Origin of the sequence: Clostridium chauvoei, from assembly GCF_002327185.1 — a bacterium.
GTDB classification, from domain to species: domain Bacteria; phylum Bacillota; class Clostridia; order Clostridiales; family Clostridiaceae; genus Clostridium; species Clostridium chauvoei.
In genome coordinates this window covers 2565101-2586370 of record NZ_CP018624.1, presented here as the reverse complement: position 1 = coordinate 2586370, position 21270 = coordinate 2565101, and the positions used below count along the sequence as shown (strand labels likewise).

Annotated in this window: 20 protein-coding genes, 2 pseudogenes and 1 riboswitch; of the genes and pseudogenes, 16 read left to right on the top strand and 6 right to left on the bottom strand. The window is 28.0% G+C overall.

Annotated features, from left to right (window positions below):
- The first annotated feature begins 122 nt into the window (after nucleotides 1–122).
- The 7 genes from BTM21_RS12215 to BTM21_RS12185 all read left to right on the top strand — a co-directional run bounded on the left by BTM21_RS12215 (nucleotide 123) and on the right by BTM21_RS12185 (nucleotide 5787).
- Nucleotides 123–1763, top strand: a complete 1641-nt coding sequence (locus BTM21_RS12215; RefSeq protein ID WP_021874563.1) for a SulP family inorganic anion transporter — start codon at nucleotides 123–125, stop codon at nucleotides 1761–1763.
- 276 nt (nucleotides 1764–2039) lie between these two features.
- The gene (gene speD / locus BTM21_RS12210) at nucleotides 2040–2453 is read left to right on the top strand and encodes an adenosylmethionine decarboxylase (RefSeq protein WP_197685104.1); all 414 of its coding nucleotides are present in this window, start codon (nucleotides 2040–2042) and stop codon (nucleotides 2451–2453) included.
- A gap of 9 nt (nucleotides 2454–2462) precedes the next feature.
- Nucleotides 2463–3308 carry a polyamine aminopropyltransferase gene (speE, locus tag BTM21_RS12205; protein ID WP_079481885.1) on the top strand — a complete coding sequence of 282 codons (846 nt, stop codon included), beginning with the start codon at nucleotides 2463–2465 and terminating at the stop codon, nucleotides 3306–3308.
- Nucleotides 3309–3361: 53 nt separating this feature from the next.
- Entirely contained in the window at nucleotides 3362–4012 is a 651-nt protein-coding gene (locus tag BTM21_RS12200; protein WP_021874560.1) for an FMN-dependent NADH-azoreductase, read from the top strand.
- A gap of 190 nt (nucleotides 4013–4202) precedes the next feature.
- Nucleotides 4203–5066, top strand: a complete 864-nt coding sequence (locus BTM21_RS12195) for a YitT family protein (protein ID WP_096145447.1) — start codon at nucleotides 4203–4205, stop codon at nucleotides 5064–5066.
- Nucleotides 5067–5129: 63 nt separating this feature from the next.
- Nucleotides 5130–5432 carry a DUF3892 domain-containing protein gene (locus BTM21_RS12190; RefSeq protein WP_021874558.1) on the top strand — a complete coding sequence of 101 codons (303 nt, stop codon included), beginning with the start codon at nucleotides 5130–5132 and terminating at the stop codon, nucleotides 5430–5432.
- Nucleotides 5433–5607: 175 nt separating this feature from the next.
- Nucleotides 5608–5787, top strand: a complete 180-nt coding sequence (locus tag BTM21_RS12185) for a hypothetical protein (RefSeq protein ID WP_021874557.1) — start codon at nucleotides 5608–5610, stop codon at nucleotides 5785–5787.
- Nucleotides 5788–5845: 58 nt separating this feature from the next.
- Here BTM21_RS12185 and BTM21_RS12180 read toward each other — a convergent pair whose 3' ends face one another.
- Together BTM21_RS12180 and BTM21_RS12175 are read right to left on the bottom strand one after the other, a co-directional pair.
- Complete coding sequence (locus BTM21_RS12180; protein WP_079481668.1) at nucleotides 5846–6838, bottom strand: DUF4097 family beta strand repeat-containing protein; 993 nt, start codon at nucleotides 6836–6838, stop codon at nucleotides 5846–5848.
- The gene (locus tag BTM21_RS12175) at nucleotides 6838–7566 is read right to left on the bottom strand and encodes a DUF1700 domain-containing protein (RefSeq protein ID WP_021874555.1); all 729 of its coding nucleotides are present in this window, start codon (nucleotides 7564–7566) and stop codon (nucleotides 6838–6840) included. Before BTM21_RS12175 ends, BTM21_RS12180 begins: the two co-directional genes overlap by 1 nt.
- Before the next feature lie 753 nt (nucleotides 7567–8319).
- Between BTM21_RS12175 and BTM21_RS12170 the strand changes: the two genes are divergently transcribed.
- Complete coding sequence (locus BTM21_RS12170) at nucleotides 8320–8823, top strand: NAD(+) diphosphatase (RefSeq protein ID WP_021874553.1); 504 nt, start codon at nucleotides 8320–8322, stop codon at nucleotides 8821–8823.
- Between the two features lie 51 nt (nucleotides 8824–8874).
- On the opposite strand, the gene BTM21_RS12165 is transcribed toward BTM21_RS12170, so the two are convergent.
- Together BTM21_RS12165 and BTM21_RS12160 are read right to left on the bottom strand one after the other, a co-directional pair.
- Nucleotides 8875–9219, bottom strand: a complete 345-nt coding sequence (locus BTM21_RS12165) for a hypothetical protein (RefSeq protein WP_021874552.1) — start codon at nucleotides 9217–9219, stop codon at nucleotides 8875–8877.
- A 1-nt stretch (nucleotide 9220) separates the two neighbouring features.
- Nucleotides 9221–10465, bottom strand: a complete 1245-nt coding sequence (locus BTM21_RS12160) for a DUF1576 domain-containing protein (RefSeq protein WP_021874551.1) — start codon at nucleotides 10463–10465, stop codon at nucleotides 9221–9223.
- Between the two features lie 216 nt (nucleotides 10466–10681).
- Between BTM21_RS12160 and BTM21_RS12155 the strand changes: the two are divergent.
- The 8 genes and pseudogenes from BTM21_RS12155 to BTM21_RS12120 all read left to right on the top strand — a co-directional run bounded on the left by BTM21_RS12155 (nucleotide 10682) and on the right by BTM21_RS12120 (nucleotide 20164).
- A pseudogene (locus tag BTM21_RS12155) lies at nucleotides 10682–11352 on the top strand (hydrolase).
- 145 nt (nucleotides 11353–11497) lie between these two features.
- A riboswitch (Lysine riboswitch) is annotated at nucleotides 11498–11661 on the top strand.
- Nucleotides 11662–11776: 115 nt separating this feature from the next.
- Nucleotides 11777–13068, top strand: a pseudogene (lysA, locus tag BTM21_RS12150) (diaminopimelate decarboxylase).
- Nucleotides 13069–13281: 213 nt separating this feature from the next.
- Nucleotides 13282–13497, top strand: coding sequence for a DUF3006 domain-containing protein (locus BTM21_RS12145; protein ID WP_021874546.1), 216 nt, complete (start codon nucleotides 13282–13284; stop codon nucleotides 13495–13497).
- A gap of 2 nt (nucleotides 13498–13499) precedes the next feature.
- The gene (lepB, locus tag BTM21_RS12140) at nucleotides 13500–14060 is read left to right on the top strand and encodes a signal peptidase I (RefSeq protein WP_021874545.1); all 561 of its coding nucleotides are present in this window, start codon (nucleotides 13500–13502) and stop codon (nucleotides 14058–14060) included.
- Between the two features lie 25 nt (nucleotides 14061–14085).
- Nucleotides 14086–14652: a signal peptidase I gene (gene lepB, locus BTM21_RS12135; protein WP_021874544.1), complete on the top strand. Its 567-nt coding sequence runs from the start codon at nucleotides 14086–14088 to the stop codon at nucleotides 14650–14652.
- Between the two features lie 16 nt (nucleotides 14653–14668).
- Complete coding sequence (gene ftsH, locus BTM21_RS12130; RefSeq protein WP_021874543.1) at nucleotides 14669–16585, top strand: ATP-dependent zinc metalloprotease FtsH; 1917 nt, start codon at nucleotides 14669–14671, stop codon at nucleotides 16583–16585.
- Between the two features lie 87 nt (nucleotides 16586–16672).
- Nucleotides 16673–18778, top strand: a complete 2106-nt coding sequence (locus BTM21_RS12125) for a HelD family protein (RefSeq protein ID WP_021874542.1) — start codon at nucleotides 16673–16675, stop codon at nucleotides 18776–18778.
- Nucleotides 18779–18925: 147 nt separating this feature from the next.
- A complete protein-coding gene (locus tag BTM21_RS12120) occupies nucleotides 18926–20164 on the top strand; it encodes an IS256 family transposase (protein WP_096145446.1) in 1239 nt (412 codons plus the stop codon).
- 212 nt (nucleotides 20165–20376) lie between these two features.
- Here the strand turns inward: BTM21_RS12120 and BTM21_RS12115 are convergent, their stop codons facing one another.
- Both BTM21_RS12115 and BTM21_RS12110 read right to left on the bottom strand, forming a co-directional pair.
- Complete coding sequence (locus BTM21_RS12115) at nucleotides 20377–20637, bottom strand: GNAT family N-acetyltransferase (RefSeq protein WP_079481000.1); 261 nt, start codon at nucleotides 20635–20637, stop codon at nucleotides 20377–20379.
- 49 nt (nucleotides 20638–20686) lie between these two features.
- The gene (locus BTM21_RS12110) at nucleotides 20687–21163 is read right to left on the bottom strand and encodes a PTS sugar transporter subunit IIA (protein WP_021876676.1); all 477 of its coding nucleotides are present in this window, start codon (nucleotides 21161–21163) and stop codon (nucleotides 20687–20689) included.
- Nucleotides 21164–21270 lie beyond the last annotated feature (107 nt).

The following is a 21270-nucleotide window of genomic DNA, read 5'->3' as shown; positions in this document are numbered from 1 at the left end:
TACAATAGTTGAATTTATTAAAGTAAAGCATTAAAATTAAAATGCATATAAAATGCATTTAAAATGGATTTTATAGGAAGCAATTGAAAAATATCACTTAAATAGAGAAATGGAGTGAAATAATGTTTAGTGATTATAAAAATGACCTTATTAATGAGTTTAAAGGCTATAATCTAAACAGCTTTAAAAAAGATTTAATGGCTGGTATAACAGTTACAGCAGTAGCGTTGCCTTTAGCTTTAGCCTTTGGTGTTAGTTGTGGAGCCACAGCAGCAGCAGGACTTATTACTGCTATAATAGGAGGTTTAGTTATAGGAGCTTTATCTGGAGCATCCTTCCAAATATCTGGACCAACTGGAGCAATGAGTGCTATCTTAATTTTATTATTCCAAAAATATGGATTAAATGGAGTTTGGATTGCAGGTGCAATAGCAGGACTTTTATTAGTTATCGCAGGTATATTTAAATTTGGTAAAATAGTTTCTTATATACCATCACCAGTTGTTACTGGATTTACATCAGGTATTGCTTTAATAATAGCAATAGGACAGTTAGATAATTTTTTTGGAGTGTCTACTAAAGGAGCAGAGTCAGCAGCAGGAAAAGTGATACATTTCCTTCAAGGACCTTTAAATCCTAACTGGTATGCAGTTTTACTTGGTGGAGTAGTAGTATTAACAATGATAGTATGGCCTAAAAAGTGGAATGCTATAGTGCCTTCATCATTAATTGGATTAATACTTGCACTAGGTATAAACCTTATTTTTAAACTTCCAGTAGAAGTTATTGGTAGTATTCCAAAGACATTATTCCTTGATGACAGATTGACTATAGGAGCTATAGATTTAGCTACAGTCAAAGGGTTAATAGTGCCATCAATAAGTATAGCAGCTCTTGCAATGATAGAAAGCTTACTTTGCGGAGAAGTTGGTAAGAAGATGAAGGGTGAAGAATTTAATTCTAATAGAGAATTAATCGCTCAAGGAATTGGTAATATGATAATTCCTTTCTTTGGAGGAGTTCCAGCAACTGCAGCAATTGCTCGTACAAGCGTTGCAATTAAATCAGGTGGAAAAACTAGATTAGTTAGCGTATTCCATGCTTTATTCCTTTTAGTATCAATGTTTGTCCTTGCACCAATAATGTCACAAATACCATTAGCAGGACTAGCTGGGGTATTAATGGTTACAGCTTGGAGAATGAACGAATGGGAAAACATCGAATATATGTTTTCAAAAAGATTTAAAAGTGCTATCTCTAAATTCCTAATAACAATGATAGCTACAGTTATGTTTGATTTAACTCAAGCTATTTTAATAGGTGTAATATTCTCAAGCCTATTATTCATTGTTAAAATTTCTAATATGGATATTTCAATAAATGAAGTTGATGAAGATAGATTAGCAGATGATATTGACATTAATCAAAACTTAAGCAATGTTAAAGTTGCTTACTTTACAGGTCCTTTATTCTTTGCAACAGTTGAAAAGTTTAAATCAGAGCTTTCAGAAATAAAAGAAGGAACTGTATTAATTCTTTCTATGAGAGGAGTTCCATTAATAGATACTTCAGGGATACAAGCCTTAGAAGAACTGCGTATAGATTTAGAAGAAAAACAATGTACGCTTATGTTATGTGGACTTCAACCTCAAGTTAAAAATACTATAGCTAGAGCTGGAATTTACGAAAAAATAGGAAAAGAAATGATTTTCTGGAGTGCAGATCAAGCAATAGTTGCTGCAGATCAATTTAAAACAGCTTAATAAAATTTTAACATAAAAGCCTTTTGGTATATTTTTACCAAAAGGCTTTTTTATTCTTTAATTTCCATTTTAAATAAAATTATTTTGATAATATTGACAATAAAAAGAGTGGATGATAAACTGGAATAGTTAGTATAAATTAACTTTAAGTTTACAAATACTAAACTTTTAAACAAAAAATAGGAGGTTGCATGAGTGAAGCATTTTTGTTAATTAAATATTTATCTGTTGGATGGAATTAAAAATTTATATTAATGGAGGGATTTTTTTATGAAAATTGAACAATTAGGAAGACACATTTTAGTGGAGTATTACAACTGTGATAAGGAAATTTTAAAAAATCATGAAATTATTGAGGAGTATATGAAGCAAGCAGCTATTGAAGCAAATGCAACAATAGTAACAAGTTGTTTTCACAAATTTAATCCCTGGGGAGTCAGCGGAGCTGTAATAATCCAGGAATCACATCTTACTATTCATACATGGCCAGAATATGGTTATGCATCAGTAGATTTATTTACTTGTGGAGATTCTGTTAATCCATGGATTGGATTTAAATATCTTGAAGAGGTTTTAAAGTCAGAGAGAAGTGAATCAACAGAAGTAGCTAGAGGCTTAGTAGATAAAGTAAAAACTTTTGCTAATGGTGCCTATGATAATATGAAAATTAATTATAAGATGGAGGTTTAATACATGAATATGGAATTATGGTACACTGAAAACCAAACAGAAAATGTAAATTTCTCGATGAAAGTTAAAAAACACTTGTACTCAAATCAAAGCTCATTTCAAAAAATTGATGTTTTAGATACTTATGAGTTTGGTAGAGTACTTGTAATTGATAATTGGACAATGGTTACAGAAAAGGATGAATTTATTTATCATGAAATGATAACTCACGTAGCTATGGCTACCAATGAAAATATAGAAAATGTATTAGTTATAGGTGCTGGAGACGGTGGTACAGTAAGAGAGTTAACTAGATATAAAAATATATGTAATATAGATATGGTTGAAATAGATGAGGATGTTGTAAAGGCATCAAAAGAATTTTTACCATTTACAGCTAATAAGTTAGATGATGAAAGAGTAAATTTATTATTTGAAGATGGGATTAAGTTTATCAAAGGTAAAGAAAAAGTATATGATTTAATAATAGTAGATTCTACAGATCCAATTGGTCCAGGGGAAGGTTTATTTACTACTGAGTTTTATAAGGATTGTTTTGATGCATTAACAGATAAAGGAATTTTAATAAATCAATGTGAAAGTCCATATTATCCAAATAATCAAAGAGAAATGCGAAGATCATTTAATAAACTAAAAGATTTATTTAATGTATGTGAAGCATATCAATATCATATGCCAACTTACCCATCAGGACATTGGATGTTCTGTTTTGCATCAAAAGATTTACATCCAATAAAAGATTTTAATGCAGAGAAGTGGAATGCATTAGGTCTTAAAACAAAGTATTATAATACAGACCTACACATAGGGGCATTTATGTTACCAAACTATGTTAAAGATTTATTAGATAAATAATAATAGCTTAAATATCAAATACTACTAAGGAATACTTAGTAGAGGTGATATTTATGAAAAAGTTATTATATATAACTGTAAATTCAAAACCTGAATCAATATCAGCAAGTAAAACTGTTGGGAGAGCTTTTGTAAATAGGTTTTTAGAAAGACATAATGATTTTGAACTTGAAGAATTAGACCTTTATGATTGTCATATACCAAGATTGGAATATGAATATTTTGAAAAAAGAAACTGCATGATTAAGGAAGAGGATTTTAATAAGTTAGATAAAAAGCAACAAGAGGAAGTACATAAGATTGTAAAACTAACAGATCAATTTAAAGAAGCTGACGTGTATGTTATTGCAGCTCCAATGTGGAGTTTATCATTCCCAGCTCCTTTAAAAGAATATATTGATTGTATAGTTATGGACGGTAAAACAATAAAAATAAAAGAAAATAAAATAGAAGGTTTATTAAATGATAAACCAAGAGGAATGGTTTATATTCAATCATCAGGTGCACATATTCCATGGATGTTAAGGCTTGTATTAAATAAAGGATTAAATTACATTGAGGACATAGCTAAATCAATGGGAATAAAAAGGTTTGAAGAGCTTTTAGTTGATGGAACTGGATTTACAGATGAAGAAAAGAATAATGCTATAGAATTAGCAAAAGAAAAAATAGATGGAATAATTGATGAAGTTTGGAGAGAGTAGAAGATACTGAGCTTATTTAGATAAGCTCAGTATTTTTTTTATAAATTTCCACTATTAAAATTATCAAATTTTTGTTATTCTATTTATTGTTACTAAACAACAGAAAAACAAAAAACAGACGGTAAAATATGTTATGTAGGAATATGGGAAAATATGAATATTTCGCATAATAATTAGGGGCGTGTTAGGGATGAGTAAAGAAAAATTCTTTAAAGAGTTAAAAGACTATGGAATTATAACCTTTGGTGTTATATTAGTTGCAATTGCACTAGTATATTTTTATGCACCAAATAACTTGGCAGCAGGGGTATTATCAGGGACAGCATTGATAATTAATCACTTTATTCCATCAATATCTATAGGTGGAATGTTGTTTATAGGAAATGCTATATTATATGTAATAGCATTTATAGTTATTGGGCCTGAATTTGGAGTGAAAACAATATACGCAAGCTTTGGGTTATCAGCAATAATATGGCTTATGGAGAAGTTTGGAAATCCACATGCTATTACAAATGATTTAATGATAGCATCAATATTTGGTACTATATTAGTATCAATAGGTATGTCAATAGTATTCAACAGAAATGCTTCAACAGGTGGAACTGATATTGTTGCAAAAATATTAAATAAATACACTAAATTTAATATAGGTATTTCTTTATTAATGGTAGATTTCTTTATAACTTTATTAGCAGGATTAACCTTTGGATCAGATACAGGATTCTACGCATTATTATGTGTACTAGTTAATGGACCAATGATAGATAGGTTAATAGCAATATTTAATGCTAAAAAGCAAATAACTATAGTAAGTGATAAAAATGAAGAAATTTCAAATTACATAATAAATGAACTAAAGAGAGGTTGCACACATTTAAAGGGTGCAGGTGCTTTTAGTAGAGAAGATAAGGACATTATATATACTGTTCTTGAAAAGCAAGAGTTAACAAGTTTAAAAGAATTTATTAATTCAGTAGATGAAGATGCATTTATTACAATAGGACATATTGAAGAAGTTAAAGGTAAAGGCTTCCCTCAACTTGATTTTTAAAAATTTGAATTAAAGATAATTTATTGGACAAAATAACACTATAACTTATAGGAGGTGTTATTTATGAATAATCAAAATGATGGAATGATGGGTGGACTACCAATCAATATAAACAAGGAAGTTCCAACACCTAATGCTGATGCAAAAGCAATAAAATCTTTAATAAAACACTCAGGTGAAGTTATAGGATATGAGCTTTCAAATGGCGAAAGAGTATCTAAAGAAGAAGGAGTACAATTAGCTAAGGCTGGTAATATACAAGGCGTAGCTGTTGGAGTCTCTAAAAAAGGTGAAGAATATTTAAGAAGTTTACCAGATCAAGATGAGTCAAATAACTTAAGTGCTTTACCAACAATAAGTGAATAAAGAAAAATATGATAAGGCCTAATTAATATTAGGTCTTTTTTTGGAACTTAACAATTAAGTTTATAAAAAGTTTAAAATTAAAATGAATATTAGTTCTTGAAAAATATAAAGATTTTATGTAAAATTGATTTGAATAGAAGGATAACTTTATTAAAAAGTTAAAAAGGAGATAAAAATGAGTAGTATAATGTTTATATTAATAATAGTAGCGTCTGTTTTTGTATCATTTAAAATGGCAGAAGAAAAGGGACAAGCTAAATACGTGTGGTCAATAGTAACAGGTATGGTAGGACCTTTCGTAATAATAATTCAATATTTATCTCATTACTTTAAAAATAGATATGCAACAAGATAACCAGTTACTTACATATAAGAAAAGCTATAAATCCTTGGATTTATAGCTTTTCTTTATTTTAATTAGTTAAGGTTAAATTACCATTTACAGTTTTTACATTAATTTTATTGTCTCCAGTACCAGTGGAGAAAGTAATATTTCCTTCAGAAGATTTAGAAGGTTCTTTTATAGTAGAACTAACTTCATGTAGGTCTTGATAAAATTCACCATTAATTGTTGAGTAATTAAAAGTAAAATTACTTTCAACAGGAAGGTTAAAGTGAATATTTCCTGAAGTAGTTGATGCATCAAGTTTAGTAACTGAATTTGTTAATAAAGCCGATATATCACCAGAAATAGTAGATAACTTTATTTCACCAGAAATAGGCGTGGAATTTATATTTCCATTTATAGTTGATGCGTTAAATACTTTACTAACAAAAGCGTTAGTGGCAATATTACCATTTGTTATATTTATAGTTGCATTTTCGCAGTTTAAGTTAGATAGCATAACATCGCAATTAATTGAGTTTATATTAAGATTAATTAATTGTGAACTATCTAATTTTATAGATCCACATACTGAGTTAATATTAAGGTTTTTATTATATGAATAAGGTATTTTTATTATAAATAAATAGTTCTCATTAACATTTGATAAAATAGATTTATTAGGTTTTACAGTTAATTTATTACCTTCATATGAAATTTCAAAAGGAGAATCAGTACTATTCTCATCTAAATCTAAAAATCTATTAGATGTTTCAAGAGCAAGATTCGGACCTTCATAATTTTCAAAATAAACAGTATAGCCATTAAAGTCTACATTTAGTTCTTCAATACCATTTAAATCTTGGTTTATTGAATATTTTTCATCACTACTAAAGCTATAATTATAATCTGAATGAGAAAGAAGTCCTAATTGCCATTCTGCTACATTAAAATAATTAGCAAAAGAGAAGCCACTATTATATAAGATCACTCCAGCAAAAGAGAAAGCTATAACTGAACCTAGAAGGAGAGATAACATAAAGACTTTCATTTTAGTGCTTATTAGTTTTTTCTTAGTCATTACTTTTCCCCCTTTATTTTTAAAGATAGCCAATCTATAAATCTAGCTAATAGACGTATAATCCATTTAATTAAATAATATCCTACTAAAAAGAAAAATATAAAGGATAAAACAGATCCTATAACCATTAATACTATAACTGAATTTGGAAAGTCTAATATAAAGGCTGGAAAAACAAAAATTCCAACAGTATTTGTAACAACTTTTCCTACTAATATTCCTATACCTGCAATACTTAATGAAAAAGTAGCACCTAACATACCAACAATTAAACCTAAAGTTCCAGCACCTAAACCTAAAATCATAGGACCTAAGAATATTAACCCTAAAACTAATATAATTAATGTCAAGATAATGTTAGTTGTATTGGTCTTACTAGGTTCAGTATCATTAATGGTATTTGTTTTATTGTTATTTTCAGTATAATTGTGATTAATGTTTTCTTTTTCTTCATTAACATTTGAGTAGTTAGCATCTATAAAATCACTACTATTATAATTAGAAGAATTATTTTCGTTAGGAGTATATTTTTTTAAATATCCATCTCTATATTTGTTTATTATTTCATATGGACTTCCAAGTTCTTCACTTATTTCATCTTCAGTTTTTCCAGAAGCAATTTCAGTATCAAAATAATCTTTATATTCATATAAAATGTCTCCAAGAATTCCTGTTGGAAGATCACTTAAGCCAGTTTTTAATATATCTAAAAACATCTGCTTAGTCATTATTATTAGCACCCCCGATAATATATTTATTTACATCAATTTAAATTACTATTAATTGTCTATGTTAATAGTATAAGGAAGGCATAGTGTTAATACAAGATGTTGGAAGTATCTTTAAGGAAATAATAAAATAGAGTTAAGAAAAACTTAAGAAGTCAATTAAATTATCCACAATACTAATTATAATAAGAAAAACCTGAAAAAATGGTGAAAAATGTGTTAGGAATGTTAAAAGTTATCCACAAAATGTGGACAACTTTCAAAAACTGTTGAAAACTTTTTAAAAGGGTATTGACACAAGATATGAGGTACGAATATGTGTTTGTAACAAGATAGTGATTTTTGACGAATTACGAAGATATATGTAATGGGATAATTTTGAAAAATATACAAGCTGTGCATAACCTTTTGAAGTTATTCACAAAACACACATGAATGTGGATAAAATCTGTGGATAATGTTAAAATATTACTGTAATATAGATAAAATAAGGGCTTCAGTAATTTAATGTGTGGATAACTTTATGTAGAAAAAGTGTTGGACATGCAATAATTAGGGCATATTGTGGAAAGCTAAGAAAAAATGGCAAGTTTAAGGAGAGAGAAATGAGATATAATAAAAATATATATGAAGGTATTTTTGTAAAGTTTATAAAGATGGAATAATTATAAACAATCCAGTTGAAATTGTATTATAATAGAGTAAAGCTTAAATAAAGATTAGAAAATAAAAAACGAAATTTGGGGTGAATAAATGAAGTTTAAATTTTGTCCCTTATGTGGAAAAGAACTAGAAGAAAAATACAGCTTTGATGAAGGAGGAGTACCTTATTGTAGTCATGATGATGTTATGTTTTTTGATACTCCAAAGCCATGCATAATGGTTGCTGTAATAAAAGGCGATGAGATACTACTTTTAAAGCAGAGTTATATCTTTAAAGACTCTAAAGTTTTATTATCAGGATATGTTTCCCACAATGAAACAGCTGAAGAAACAGTTTATAGAGAGGTTAAAGAAGAATCAGGATTAGATGTAGCTAATATCAAATACTTAGGATCTGATTTTGTTCAAGATAAAGAAATATTAATGATAACATTTATGGCAAAATATGTTTCTGGTGAAATTAATAAATCTACAGAAGTTGAAGGGATGTCATGGTGTAAGTTAGAAGTGGCATTAGATGAAATGAAAGAAGATAAAATAGGAACAAAAGTAGTAAAAAAAGTATTAGAAGAAATGAACTATAAAAGCTATTAATATAAAAATAGTAGGAAGCGTACTAGATTCCTACTATTTTTATGTATAAAATTAATTTTCTTTACGTAATATTTTTAAAGAAAGTATATTATTTTCATAAGTTATAGCAACATTATCTACCATCATACCAACTAAGGATAATTCACAATCAAGTTCGCTTTCCCCACCTAAATTCCAATAATAATGTTCAACTTCATGTTGTCTTTTAGTATTTAAAATTGAATTTAAATTATCTAGTTCATTTTTAGATAAATTTAAAACCTTTCCTGATATATAAAAATAAGAATTGTTTTCTTCATTTTTAATATCTAGGTGTACATCATCGGTACCTAGCTTATGGAAATACGTTATAAGTTCACTTACAATTCTCAAGTTTTTTTCTAATTTAAACTTCATCTTAATATTGTTCCTCCCTAAATGTAGTTATTAATGGTATTAAAATCATTGCTACAAAACCTGCCGCTAAACCATTATTGTATAAATTTAAGCCACCATGAAGATAGCCAATATTAGTAACTATGTTTAAGTGTAAAAATCCTGCAATTATACCAAATTTCCAACCAAATTTACCTGATATAGGGGCAAGTGCTGTTGAAAATAAAATTGATAATATTAAACCTGGTGAGTTTATAGGATCAACATGAAGTAGTGATGCTAAACATGCTCCTATTACAATAGGTGTAATATTTTTTAGGTGTTTACCAAAGCAACCAAATCCCATAATAGTAAAAATAGCAGCCATTGTTGGGCCATTTAAATCACTTTTTATAAGCAGAACAAAAGTAGTAGAAGCTATTCCTAATATACCCATGTTTATATATGAAGCTTCTCCAAAGAGAATATAAAAGTCACTAACTAATCTACCTGTTTGTTTACTTATATTAATTAATTTATTTTTATTATTATCACTATAAATTAATCCTATAACAATCAAGTATATAGAAATAGTAAATAAAAATATAGCAAAGATTTTATTAGAGCCTGTATGCCAAATAAGTCTAGTTTCAAAATTTATTCCAATGCTTCTTAAAATAGACATTAATAAAGTAGCAAAAAGCCCACCTGCAAAACCAATATTATATAAATTATATCCATTGTGGGCTTTAATACAATGAGATGCTATAGGTGGTAATACAAAACCAGTAAAAATCCCTAAGGCATATCCAAGAATTATTCCAGTACCAGTAGAGAAATACCCTGTAAAACTTAATTGACTAACAGTTGGAGCTAGTGATGTTGCAAGTAAAGCTACAAGAGTATAATTTAAAAAAGGTTCCTTTTGATATTTAGAAAATAAATATACACCTATCATAATAGGCCAAATATTTAATATATTTTTTCCAAAAAAAGAAAAACCAGTCATAAGATATAAAGCCATAATAGTAGAACCATTAGGTTTTATACCTATAATAACTAAAATTAATATAGAAACAAGACTTGTAAGAGCAGCATTTACAAAGGTTGCTCCAATTCCACCAATTTCTATATAATCTGTTATTAAGATATCAGGTGTAAATAATATTGTTTTTAATCCAGATAAAATCTCTTTAGGAGAATCTATAGTAAAAGCAAAAACAATAAAAAAGACATACATTATTATTAATACAGTATAGGGAGGATATAGTTTTCTCTTTGTTAACATTAAAATCACCTCGAAATTATGTATTATTAATTATAGTTTACATAAGCTAATTATATATTATAACTAGGTAAAAAGTCATAAAAATATAGTTTAAACAATAAAAGATTTTTTAGTATTTCAATTTATTAATAAAAGAGTATAATATAATAAACTAAAAAATTATTAGATAGATATTAATTGGGATATATAATTAAAGAATCAATAGGAGGAATATTCATGGGGGTAAAAAAAGTAAAACTTGTTCCAGAAATAAAAGGTACTTTAAGAAGTCATGTTATTGAAGTACCAACTTGTATTAGAGAGTGTAGTGGAATAAAGATATTTGGTAAAAGAATAAAGTCTTTATTATTTACTACAGATGTTGCCATTATAAGAAATACAAATGCAGATGCAATAATTGCAGTTTATCCATTTACTCCTCAGCCACTTATAACGCAAGCTTTAGTTATGGCTGCAGATGTACCTATATTTTGTGGAGTAGGTGGTGGAATAACTCAAGGAAAAAGAGTTGTGAATCTTGCTTTGGATGCTGAATTTAAAGGGGCTATGGGGGTAGTTATAAATGCACCAACTGCAAATAATATAGTAAAAAAATAAGAGAAACTATAGATATACCTGTAATAGTTACAGTAGTTTCAGAATGCGAAAATATAAGAGATAGAATAGAATCAGGAGCTACTATTTTAAATGTATCTGGAGGAAAGAATACTGCAAAAATAGTTAGAAAAATAAGAGAAGAGTTTCCAGACTTCCCTATTATGGCTACAGGTGGACCAACAGAAAGCTCTATATTAGAAACAATAGAAGCAGGAGCAAATGCAATAACATATACTCCACCAGTAACAGGAGATATAATGAGTAGTCTTATGGATAAATATAGAGGATGAAATAAAATTTAAAAAATTCTGAAAATATATAGCATAATTTTGTAAAATGTGTATAATAATATTAATGAACTATAAATTTTATTAAAAACAAACTATTTTTAATAATATACATAGTTTTAGGACTTTTAAAATAATATATTTAAGATTATTAGGTAGAGGAGCTGTTAATAATAGTAGTTATGAAGAGCTGGCAAGCGAAGAAACATGACGAAAGGATTAATAGCCGAAGAAATAAAAAAGCAAAGTTTATTTCTGGGGATACATATAATATGTGTATCACTGTCACGTAAGTGGAGAGCTACGAAAAATCATTTTATGAAATTATGGGTACCATAATTATAGCTACCATTTATATTGTGAAAATCTACCATCGTTATTACGGTGGTTTTTTATTTTGGTCAATTAAATAATATGGAGGTAAATTATGAAGTTATTTGGGGCAATGGAAATCAAAGAAAATGAATTATGTATAGGTGGTATTAAAGCTACAAAATTAGCTAAAGATTATGGTACACCATTATATGTAATGGATGAAAAACTTATAAGAGATATTTGTAGAGGGTATGTTAAAAGTTTTAAATGTAAAGAAGATGGAAATAGAGTAGCTTATGCAGGGAAAGCTTTCTTAACAGTAGGAATGTGTAAGTTAATAAAAGAAGAAGGGCTTTGCTTAGATGTAGTATCTGGTGGAGAGTTATATACTGCACATAAGGCAGGATATCCTTTAGAAAATATCTATTTTCATGGAAACAATAAAACTTTAGAAGAAATAGACTTAGGAGTGAAGCTTGGAGTTGGTAGGTTTATAGTTGATAACCTATGGGAAATGGAAAAAGTAAATGAAATAGCTAATAAGTATAATAAAGTACAAAAAATATATTTAAGATTAACTCCAGGAATAGAAGCTCATACTCATGATTATATAAAAACTGGGCAACTAGATTCAAAGTTTGGATTTGCACCTATTGCAGATAATATTATGAATGCAGTAAAGATAGCTTTATCTTTTGATAATATAGATTTAGTTGGACTTCACTGTCATATAGGTTCACAAATATTTGATACAGAACCTTTTGGAGATGCTGCTGAAATAATGCTTAAATTTATAGATGATATAAGACAAGAAACAGGACACACAATACAAGAATTAGATTTAGTGGTGGTTTTGGAATATATTATTCAGAAGGAGATAAACCTAAGGAAACATCAGAATATTGTAATGTCATATTAGAAAGAGTAAATAAAGTATGCAAAGAATTATCTTTAAATAAACCTATTTTAACAATAGAACCAGGAAGATCAATAGTTGCTAATGCAGGAACTACATTATATAAAGTAGGTTCAATAAAGGAAGTTCAAGGAATAAGAAAATATGTAGCAGTAGATGGGGGAATGACAGATAATATAAGACCTGCTTTATATCAAGCAAAATACGAAGCAGTTTTAGCAAATAAAATAAATGATTCAATTAATGAGACAGTTACTATAGCAGGAAAGTGTTGTGAATCCGGAGATATATTAATAAAAGATATTAAGCTACCTAATATTTGTAGTGGCGACATATTGGCTGTAATGTCAACAGGAGCATATGGATTCTCTATGGCAAATAATTATAATAAAAATTTAAGACCAGCAGTAGTATTTGTAAAAGATGGAGAAGCAAAGATAGTATCAAAAAGACAAACTTATGAAGAGTTAGTATCATCAGAGATTTAATTAAAATTAGATATTAATTTATTTGAAAATAGTAGTATATGTAGTGCGTTTACATATACTATTATTTTTTTATAGTATAATAAATTTATAATTAACAAATAGCTTATTAATTATATAGGTTTTGTATTTATATTAGTCAATAATTAAAATAATTATGTTATACTAGAATATGAGAAATTAAAAAGAGGTGAGAGGCATTAATGCCAATAAGATATGAATAATTTTACTATAGACAGAATAGAAGGAGAATATGCAGTTTTAGAAACAGAACTTGGAGATTTCATTAACATAAAAAAAGATTTAATTGATGGTAAATTTAATGAAGGCGATATATTAGTAAAAAAGGGAGACCGATTTAAAGTAGATGATGTTTTAACTAAAAATAGAAGAGAATATATTAAAAATATGATGAAAGGTATGTGGGAGTAGTAATGAATGAAGAAAAAGTAAGTAAAATAAAAGCCTTTTTGGATGAAAGAGGAATACCAACAAAAGGTTTCTTTTATGAATGGGGAATACCAATAATTGTAGCAGTTTTATTAGCTTTAGCTATAAATAAATATGTAATATTTAAAGCTTATATACCTTCTGAATCAATGGTTCCAACTCTAAATGTAGATGATAGATTATTTGTAAGTAGAGTATATAATCTAGATAAGTTAAAGCGAGGAGATATAATAGTATTTTATTCAGAAGAATTGCAAGAAGATTTAATCAAAAGACTTATAGGACTTCCAGGGGATGAAATTAAAATTGTAAATGGATCAGTTTCAGTAAATGGAGAAGTTTTAGTAGAAAATTATATAGGAGCACATGATAATTTTAATGGAGAATATAAAGTTCCAGAAGGAAAGTATTTCTTTTTAGGAGATAATAGACTTTGGTCAAAAGATTCAAGATATTGGATTAACCCTTATATAGATGGCCAAGATATAAAAGGTAAGGCACAAGTGAAAGTATATCCATTCGATGAGATAGGAAGAATTAAATAGTCGTAGAAAGGAAAAGATACTAATAATGCTTGAAAAATTCCAAGAACTTCTAAATAAACTATCAGAAGAAAATTTACAAGAAGGAAAAAAATCAAGTAGTACAAAAGATTATGTAAAAATAATTGGAATATCATTATTAATAGCGATACTAGTAAATAAATTTATATTTTTTAAAGCAAGAGTACCTACTTCTTCTATGGTACCAACATTAAATATTGGTGATATTGTATTAGTAAACAGACTATATAAGCTAGATCTTTTAGAAAGAGGAGATTTAGTAGTATTCTTTTCAGAAGAAAAAGGAGAATATATGGTAAAGAGGCTAATAGGATTACCAGGAGATTACATATCTATTAGTAGTGGAGATGTATATATAAATGGAGAATATTTAGAAGAAGATTATGTACAATCTAAAGATGATTTTATAGGTAGTTATACTGTTCCAGAAGATAAATATTTCTTTTTAGGAGATAATAGACCTATATCATTAGATTCAAGGCGATGGAAAAACACCTATATAGATGGTAAAAAAATAATAGGTATAGTAAAGTTTAGAATATATCCTATTCCAAGTATAGGAAGTATAAAATAAATGGAGAGTTAGTATTATGATGGATAACAATACTGAAGATAATAAAAAGAAAAAAAGAAAGCAGATGATTTTGTATGTAGTTATAGCATTCTTATTTATGTATGCTTTTAGTTCAACTAAAAATATGATGACTACAGAAGAGATAAGCTATAATAAGTTTTTATCTATGATTGAAAATAAAGAGATTAAAGAAGTAGTAATATCATCAAACGAACTTAAAATAATTCCTAAAGAAAATGAAGGGCAAAAATTAAAAAATAAAGTTTTATATACAGGTAATGTAAATGATCCAGAGCTTGTAAAAATATTAGGTGATGCTGGAATAGAGTTTAGAGCTAAACCTATAGAAAATAATTTTATTGCAGATTTCATTTTTCTTTATGTGCTTACTCCAGTCTTAATATTCTTTATGTTTAGATTTTTAATGAGTAAGATGGGTAAAAAGATGGGTGGAGGCCCTATGATGGGCTTAGGTAAGAGTAATGCTAAAGTTTATGGAGAAAATGATATAAAGATAACTTTTAACGATGTTGCAGGGCAGGATGAAGCAAAGGAATCTTTAAAGGAAATAATAGACTACTTAAATAATAAAGAAAAATATACTCAAATAGGAGCTAAGTTACCTAAGGGAGCTTTATTAGTAGGACCTCCAGGAACAGGTAAGACATTACTTGCAAAAGCAGTTGCAGGAGAAGCAAAAGTACCATTTTTCTCAATATCAGGATCAAACTTTGTTGAAATGTTTGCTGGTATGGGAGCTGCTAAAGTAAGAGATTTATTCCAAGAAGCAGAAAAAAATGCTCCATGTATAATATTTATAGATGAAATTGATTCTATAGGTAAGAGTAGAGATGCACAATTACAAACAAATGATGAAAGAGAACAGACTTTAAATCAATTATTAACACAAATGGATGGGTTTGATTCATCAAAGGCAATAGTTATATTAGGAGCTACTAATAGACCAGAAATATTAGATAAAGCTCTTTTAAGACCAGGTAGATTTGATAGAAGAGTTATAGTAGATAGACCTGATTTAAAAGGAAGAATAGCTATATTAGAGGTTCATTCAAAGGATGTAAAATTTGATGAAAGTGTAAATCTAGAAGAAATAGCAAAATCAACTCCAGGAGCAGTAGGTGCAGACCTTGCAAACATGGTAAATGAAGCCGCATTAAGAGCTGTTAAACAAGGTAGAGATTCTGTTAATCAAGAAGATTTAAGAGAAGCTGTAGAAGTTATAATTGCAGGTAAAGAAAAGAAAGATAGAATTTTATCACCATTAGAAAAGAGAATAGTAGCCTTCCATGAAGTAGGGCATGCTTTAGTTGCAGCTATGTTAGAAGGAGCAGATCCTGTTCATAAAATAACAATAGTTCCAAGAACTATGGGGGCATTAGGATATACAATGCAATTACCTGAAGAAGAAAAATACTTAGTATCTAAAGATGAGCTTTTAAATCAAATAACAGTAATGTTAGGTGGTAGAGCAGCAGAAGAGGAAGTATTTAACTTGATTTCAACAGGAGCATCAAATGATATAGAAAGAGCTACAAAAACAGCTAAGAGTATAGTTACTGTTTATGGTATGACTGAAAAGTTTGATATGATGGCTTTAGAAACAGTACAAAACAGATATTTAGATGGCAGAGCTGTAAGAGAGTGTAGTGATCAAACATCAACTTTAGTAGATGAGGAAATATTATCAATAATTAAAACTTGCCATAAGAATGCAAGAAAATTATTAAATGATAATAGAGATTTATTAGACGAGATTTCAGAATACTTACTAGACAAAGAAACTATTTTTGGTGATGAGTTTATGGAGTTTATATTTAAAAAGCATCCAGAGCTTAGAAAAATCAAAGATAAAAAGATAGAAGAAAATAAAGAAATAGAAATTGCAAAAGATGATATAAAAGATATAGAATAATAGAAGGACAATTTATATGGACAATGGAAAAGATACTCCATTGTCTATTGTTTATTGAAAATTTATTTATAAAAGGAGAAATACCTATTGGATAGAATAGAATTTTTAAAAGAAGAACAAAACCTAGAGGAAACTTTAGAAGCTTTAAATACAGAGATATTAAATTATGTTGAAAAGAGAAAAGCTATAGTAGATTATATTCTTGATTACAGAAAGAAATTTCTTGAAGAATATAAAGATGATGAAGATAAATTAATAGAATACTTTGACCATGAAAGATATGTTAAAGAGGAATCATATAAAACTATAGATAGAAGACTTGGTGAATTTACAAAGCTTAAAGAATCGCCATACTTTGGAAAGGTATCTTTTATAGATGATGGTATTAGTGAAATATCTTATATAGGAAGATATGGATTAACACCAGAAGGCAGTTATGAACCTAAAATAGTAGATTGGAGAGCGCCAGTTGCATCATTATTTTATAAGGGTATGACAGGTAAAACAAGTTATAAGGCACCAAGTGGTGAAGTTCCTGTTGATATAATTAATAGAAGACAACTTATGGTTAAAAAAGCTAAGTTACAAGGTTTTTTTGATTCAGATATGAATGTTCAAGATGAAATTCTTCAAATGGTACTTTCATCAAATTCTGGAGAAAAACTTAGAGATATAGTTATGACTATACAAAAAGAACAAGATGAAATAATAAGAGCAGAAAGAAATAAAGTTGTTGTTGTAAATGGAGTAGCAGGATCCGGAAAAACTACAATAGCTTTACATAGAATAGCATATCTTTTATATAATTATAGAGAACAACTAACAGATAAGGTACTTATATTAGGACCAAATGATATATTTATGGATTATATATCAGAAGTTTTACCAACTCTTGGGGAAACAGCAGTTATAAATGAAACCTTCTTATCATTTGCTTATAAGGAAATTGATTTAAAAGAGCCAGTTGTAGGTTTAACTGCTTATTTAGAAGAAGTTCTTAAAAATAATAAAGAAGCTATAGAAGAAATAAGATATAAATCATCAAAGGAATTTATAGAATTCTTAGATTTTAATATTGGAATCTTTGAAAATGAATATTTTAAACCAGAAGCAATTAAGTTTGAAAATGAAGAGATTGTTGGATTAGAAGAAATAGATGAACTATTTAATAAGCATTATAAATATATGCCTTTATTTAGAAGAGGTCAAAAGATAAAGAGAATATTAATTTCTAAAATAAAAGATAAAAGAGATGAAAGAGTAAGAGAAATAAATAAAGCTACTAAGGAAAAATTAGCTAGTCTTACACCAGAAGAATTATTAATAGAAGAAAATAATATAGAATTCCAAAGAAGAATAGCTGTAAGAGAAGTTGTTAGAGAAGTCATGAATGCTAGAGCTAGATTAGAAGCTTGGATAGATAATGATAGCGTAGTTGATATATATAAAGAACTTAATTGTAAAGATGTTTTATCATATTTAGATTTACCAGGAATATTATATTTAATGATTAAGCTTGATGGTAAAAAGGTAAAGAATGAAATTAAACATATAGTTATAGATGAAGCTCAAGATTATAACTATTTACAATTTTTAGTTTTAAAAGAATTAACAGGATGTAGAAGCTATACAGTTGTAGGGGATACTAATCAAAGACTTGTTAAAGCAGAAGAAGTTCCAGCAATGCTTAGATTGAAGGAATTCTTTGGAGGGTTTGTTAACTTATTTGAACTTAATAAAAGTTATAGATCAACATTCCAAATAATGGAGTATGCTAATAAGATTCTAGATGAAAATGCAATAGTACCATTTGTTAGAAAAGGGGAATTTGATGTTTTAGAAACTTCAGTACCTGCAAGTGACAAAGAAGGTCTAATAGAAGTTATATTAAACTTATTAGAAGATTATCAAGAAGAGAATTTTGAAAATATTGCAGTTATAACTAAAGATAAAAATGAACTTAATAAAATAGCACCAGAATTAAAGTCTCGTATAAATATTTTAGCTTTTGATACTGAAGATGTTATATATAGAGGTGGAAAGGTGCTTATACCTTCATATTTTGCAAAAGGGCTTGAATTTGATGGTGTTATAGTAGTAGATTTTGATGACAACACAGATGATTTAATAAAATATATTATGTGTACAAGAGCTTTACATAGATTATCTGTAGTTAAAGTTGAAAGTAAATAAAATTATGTAATAAGTAAAAAAGTATTATTTCATGTGTATATAGAGACAGTAGATAGTTTTGTGTAAAAATAAAACTATCTACTGTTTTTTTGTATTAACAGTTGGAAGTTTTGGAATAATATACTATATAAATTAGGAGGAATTATTATGACAAGAAAAATTGATACCAACTTTGATTACAATGAGGAAATTAAAAGATGTAAAACAATCGATGATGTAATGGGTAAAAACGGATTAATACAAAGATTAGTTAAAGATGTCCTTGAAAATATATTAGAAGGTGAAATGGAAGAACATCTAGGAAGAAATAAATATGAACGTGTAGAAGCAGTTGATCAAACTAAGAAGAACTACAGGAATGGTTATAGTCGCAAGAATTTAAGAAGTTCCTTCGGTGACGTCGACATAGACGTACCCCGTGATAGAAATGCTGAATTTGAGCCACAAATTATAAAAAAATATGAAACTGTGTGTACTGAGTTAGATAAAAAGATTATATCTTTATATGCTAAAGGTATGTCAACATCTGATATTCAGGCTGAAATTGAAGACTTATATGGAATAACTATATCACCATCGATGGTATCTAAAATAACTGATAAAGTGCTTGCTAGCGCCGCCGAATGGCAAAATAGAGTATTAGATAAAATATATCCAATAGTTTATTTAGATGCTATGTACTTTAAAGTTAGAAGTAATGGAAAGATAGTTAACAAGGCTGTCTATATATGCTTAGGATACACTATGGAAGGATATAAAGATATTTTAGGTATATGGGTTGATGAAGCAGAAGGTGCTAAATTCTGGTTAGGAATTTGCAATGATTTAAAAAATAGAGGTGTAAAAGAAATTTTAATTGCTTGTATGGATGGATTAAAAGGTCTTCCACAAGCTATAAAAACAGTATTTCCATCAGTAAATATTCAAACATGTATTGTTCATCAAATAAGAAATTCAATAAAATACATAGCTTCAAAAGATAAAAAAGCATTTATGAAAGATTTGAAGGAGGTTTATAAGGCTACAACAGAGGAACTTGCGTTAGCACAGCTAGATAATTTAAAGGAGAGATGGGGAGATAAATATGGAATAGTAATAGATTCCTGGTATAACAATTGGAGTAACCTTTCAACATTTTTTGACTTCTCTCCAACTATAAGAAAGATGATTTATACTACAAATATCTTAGAGGGTTTTAATCGTCAAATACGTAAATTCACTAAAGTTAGAGTCATATTCCCAACTGATGAATCTTTAAATAAGTGTGTTTACTTAGCAACAATGGAGATACTAGAAAAATGGACTCAACCTATACATAATTGGGGTGCTACGCTAGCGGAGCTATCAATAATATTTGAAGATCAATTAAAAGATGAATTAGCTTAAAAGCTTGTACTTTTTATAAATTATATGCATACTATTAGATTTTTTTGAAATACTAAAAAAGGTAATAAGAAACATTATTAGTATTTCTTAAATATAAAAAAATATTACTGGAAATGAAAATTTCCAGTAATGTTAAAATAATAAAAATGATAATTACACAGAATTATCTATTCTCTCTAAATAATTAGTACGCAGCTCCTTTTTATAGACATCTAGAGTTCTTTTTCTAAAATATATCTTTGCGCTTTCATTCCTATTTCATTATAGAAATTTAGAGCGTTATTATTAAAAGACCATACCATTAAATCAAGTCGCTCTGCTCCTTTTTCTTTTGCTATATTCGTAACGTGAGAAAATAGCAATTTACCAATTCCACGTCCTCTAAATCGTTCATCTACACATAAATCATGAACTTGTTGCATTAATTTATCTATATTATTGTAATCATCTAATCTTATATCTCGTATTCTCATAAAATTCTCCGTAATTTAATGCTTTAGTATTTAAAAAATAATTAAGCTATTAAAGTTTATAGTTTATAATAGTATCTTTTCCTTCTGTAACATCTAAATTAGGCAACCCTTCTATTTTCTTAACAACATCTACATTAGTTATTAATACAGGAGTAATAAGTGATATACCTTTAGATTGTATTAAGTCTCTATCAATTTTTAGTATAGGAGTTCCAGCAGTTACTTTTGTACCTTGATTAATAAGTTGCTCAAAACCTTCTCCTTTAAGAGTTACAGTATCTAAACCTACATGAACTAGTATTTCAACACCATTATCTAAGGTCATTCCAAAGGCATGCTTTGTATCCATAATTAAAGATATTACTCCATCAGCAGGTGCAACAATAGTGCTTCCAGTAGTATCTATTGCTATACCATCACCTACCATTTTTTGAGCAAATACAGGATCAGGTACAGAAGATAAATCTATAGTTTTACCTGAAACTGGAGCTATTAGATTTAAAGATTTATTAAAAAAGTTAAACATATATAGTAGTTCCTTTTAAGGAACTTCACCACCTTTCGTATATTATATTTTAGAATTAAAAAGGCATAGATTTATTAACCTATGCCTAGTTTATCACTTAAATTATA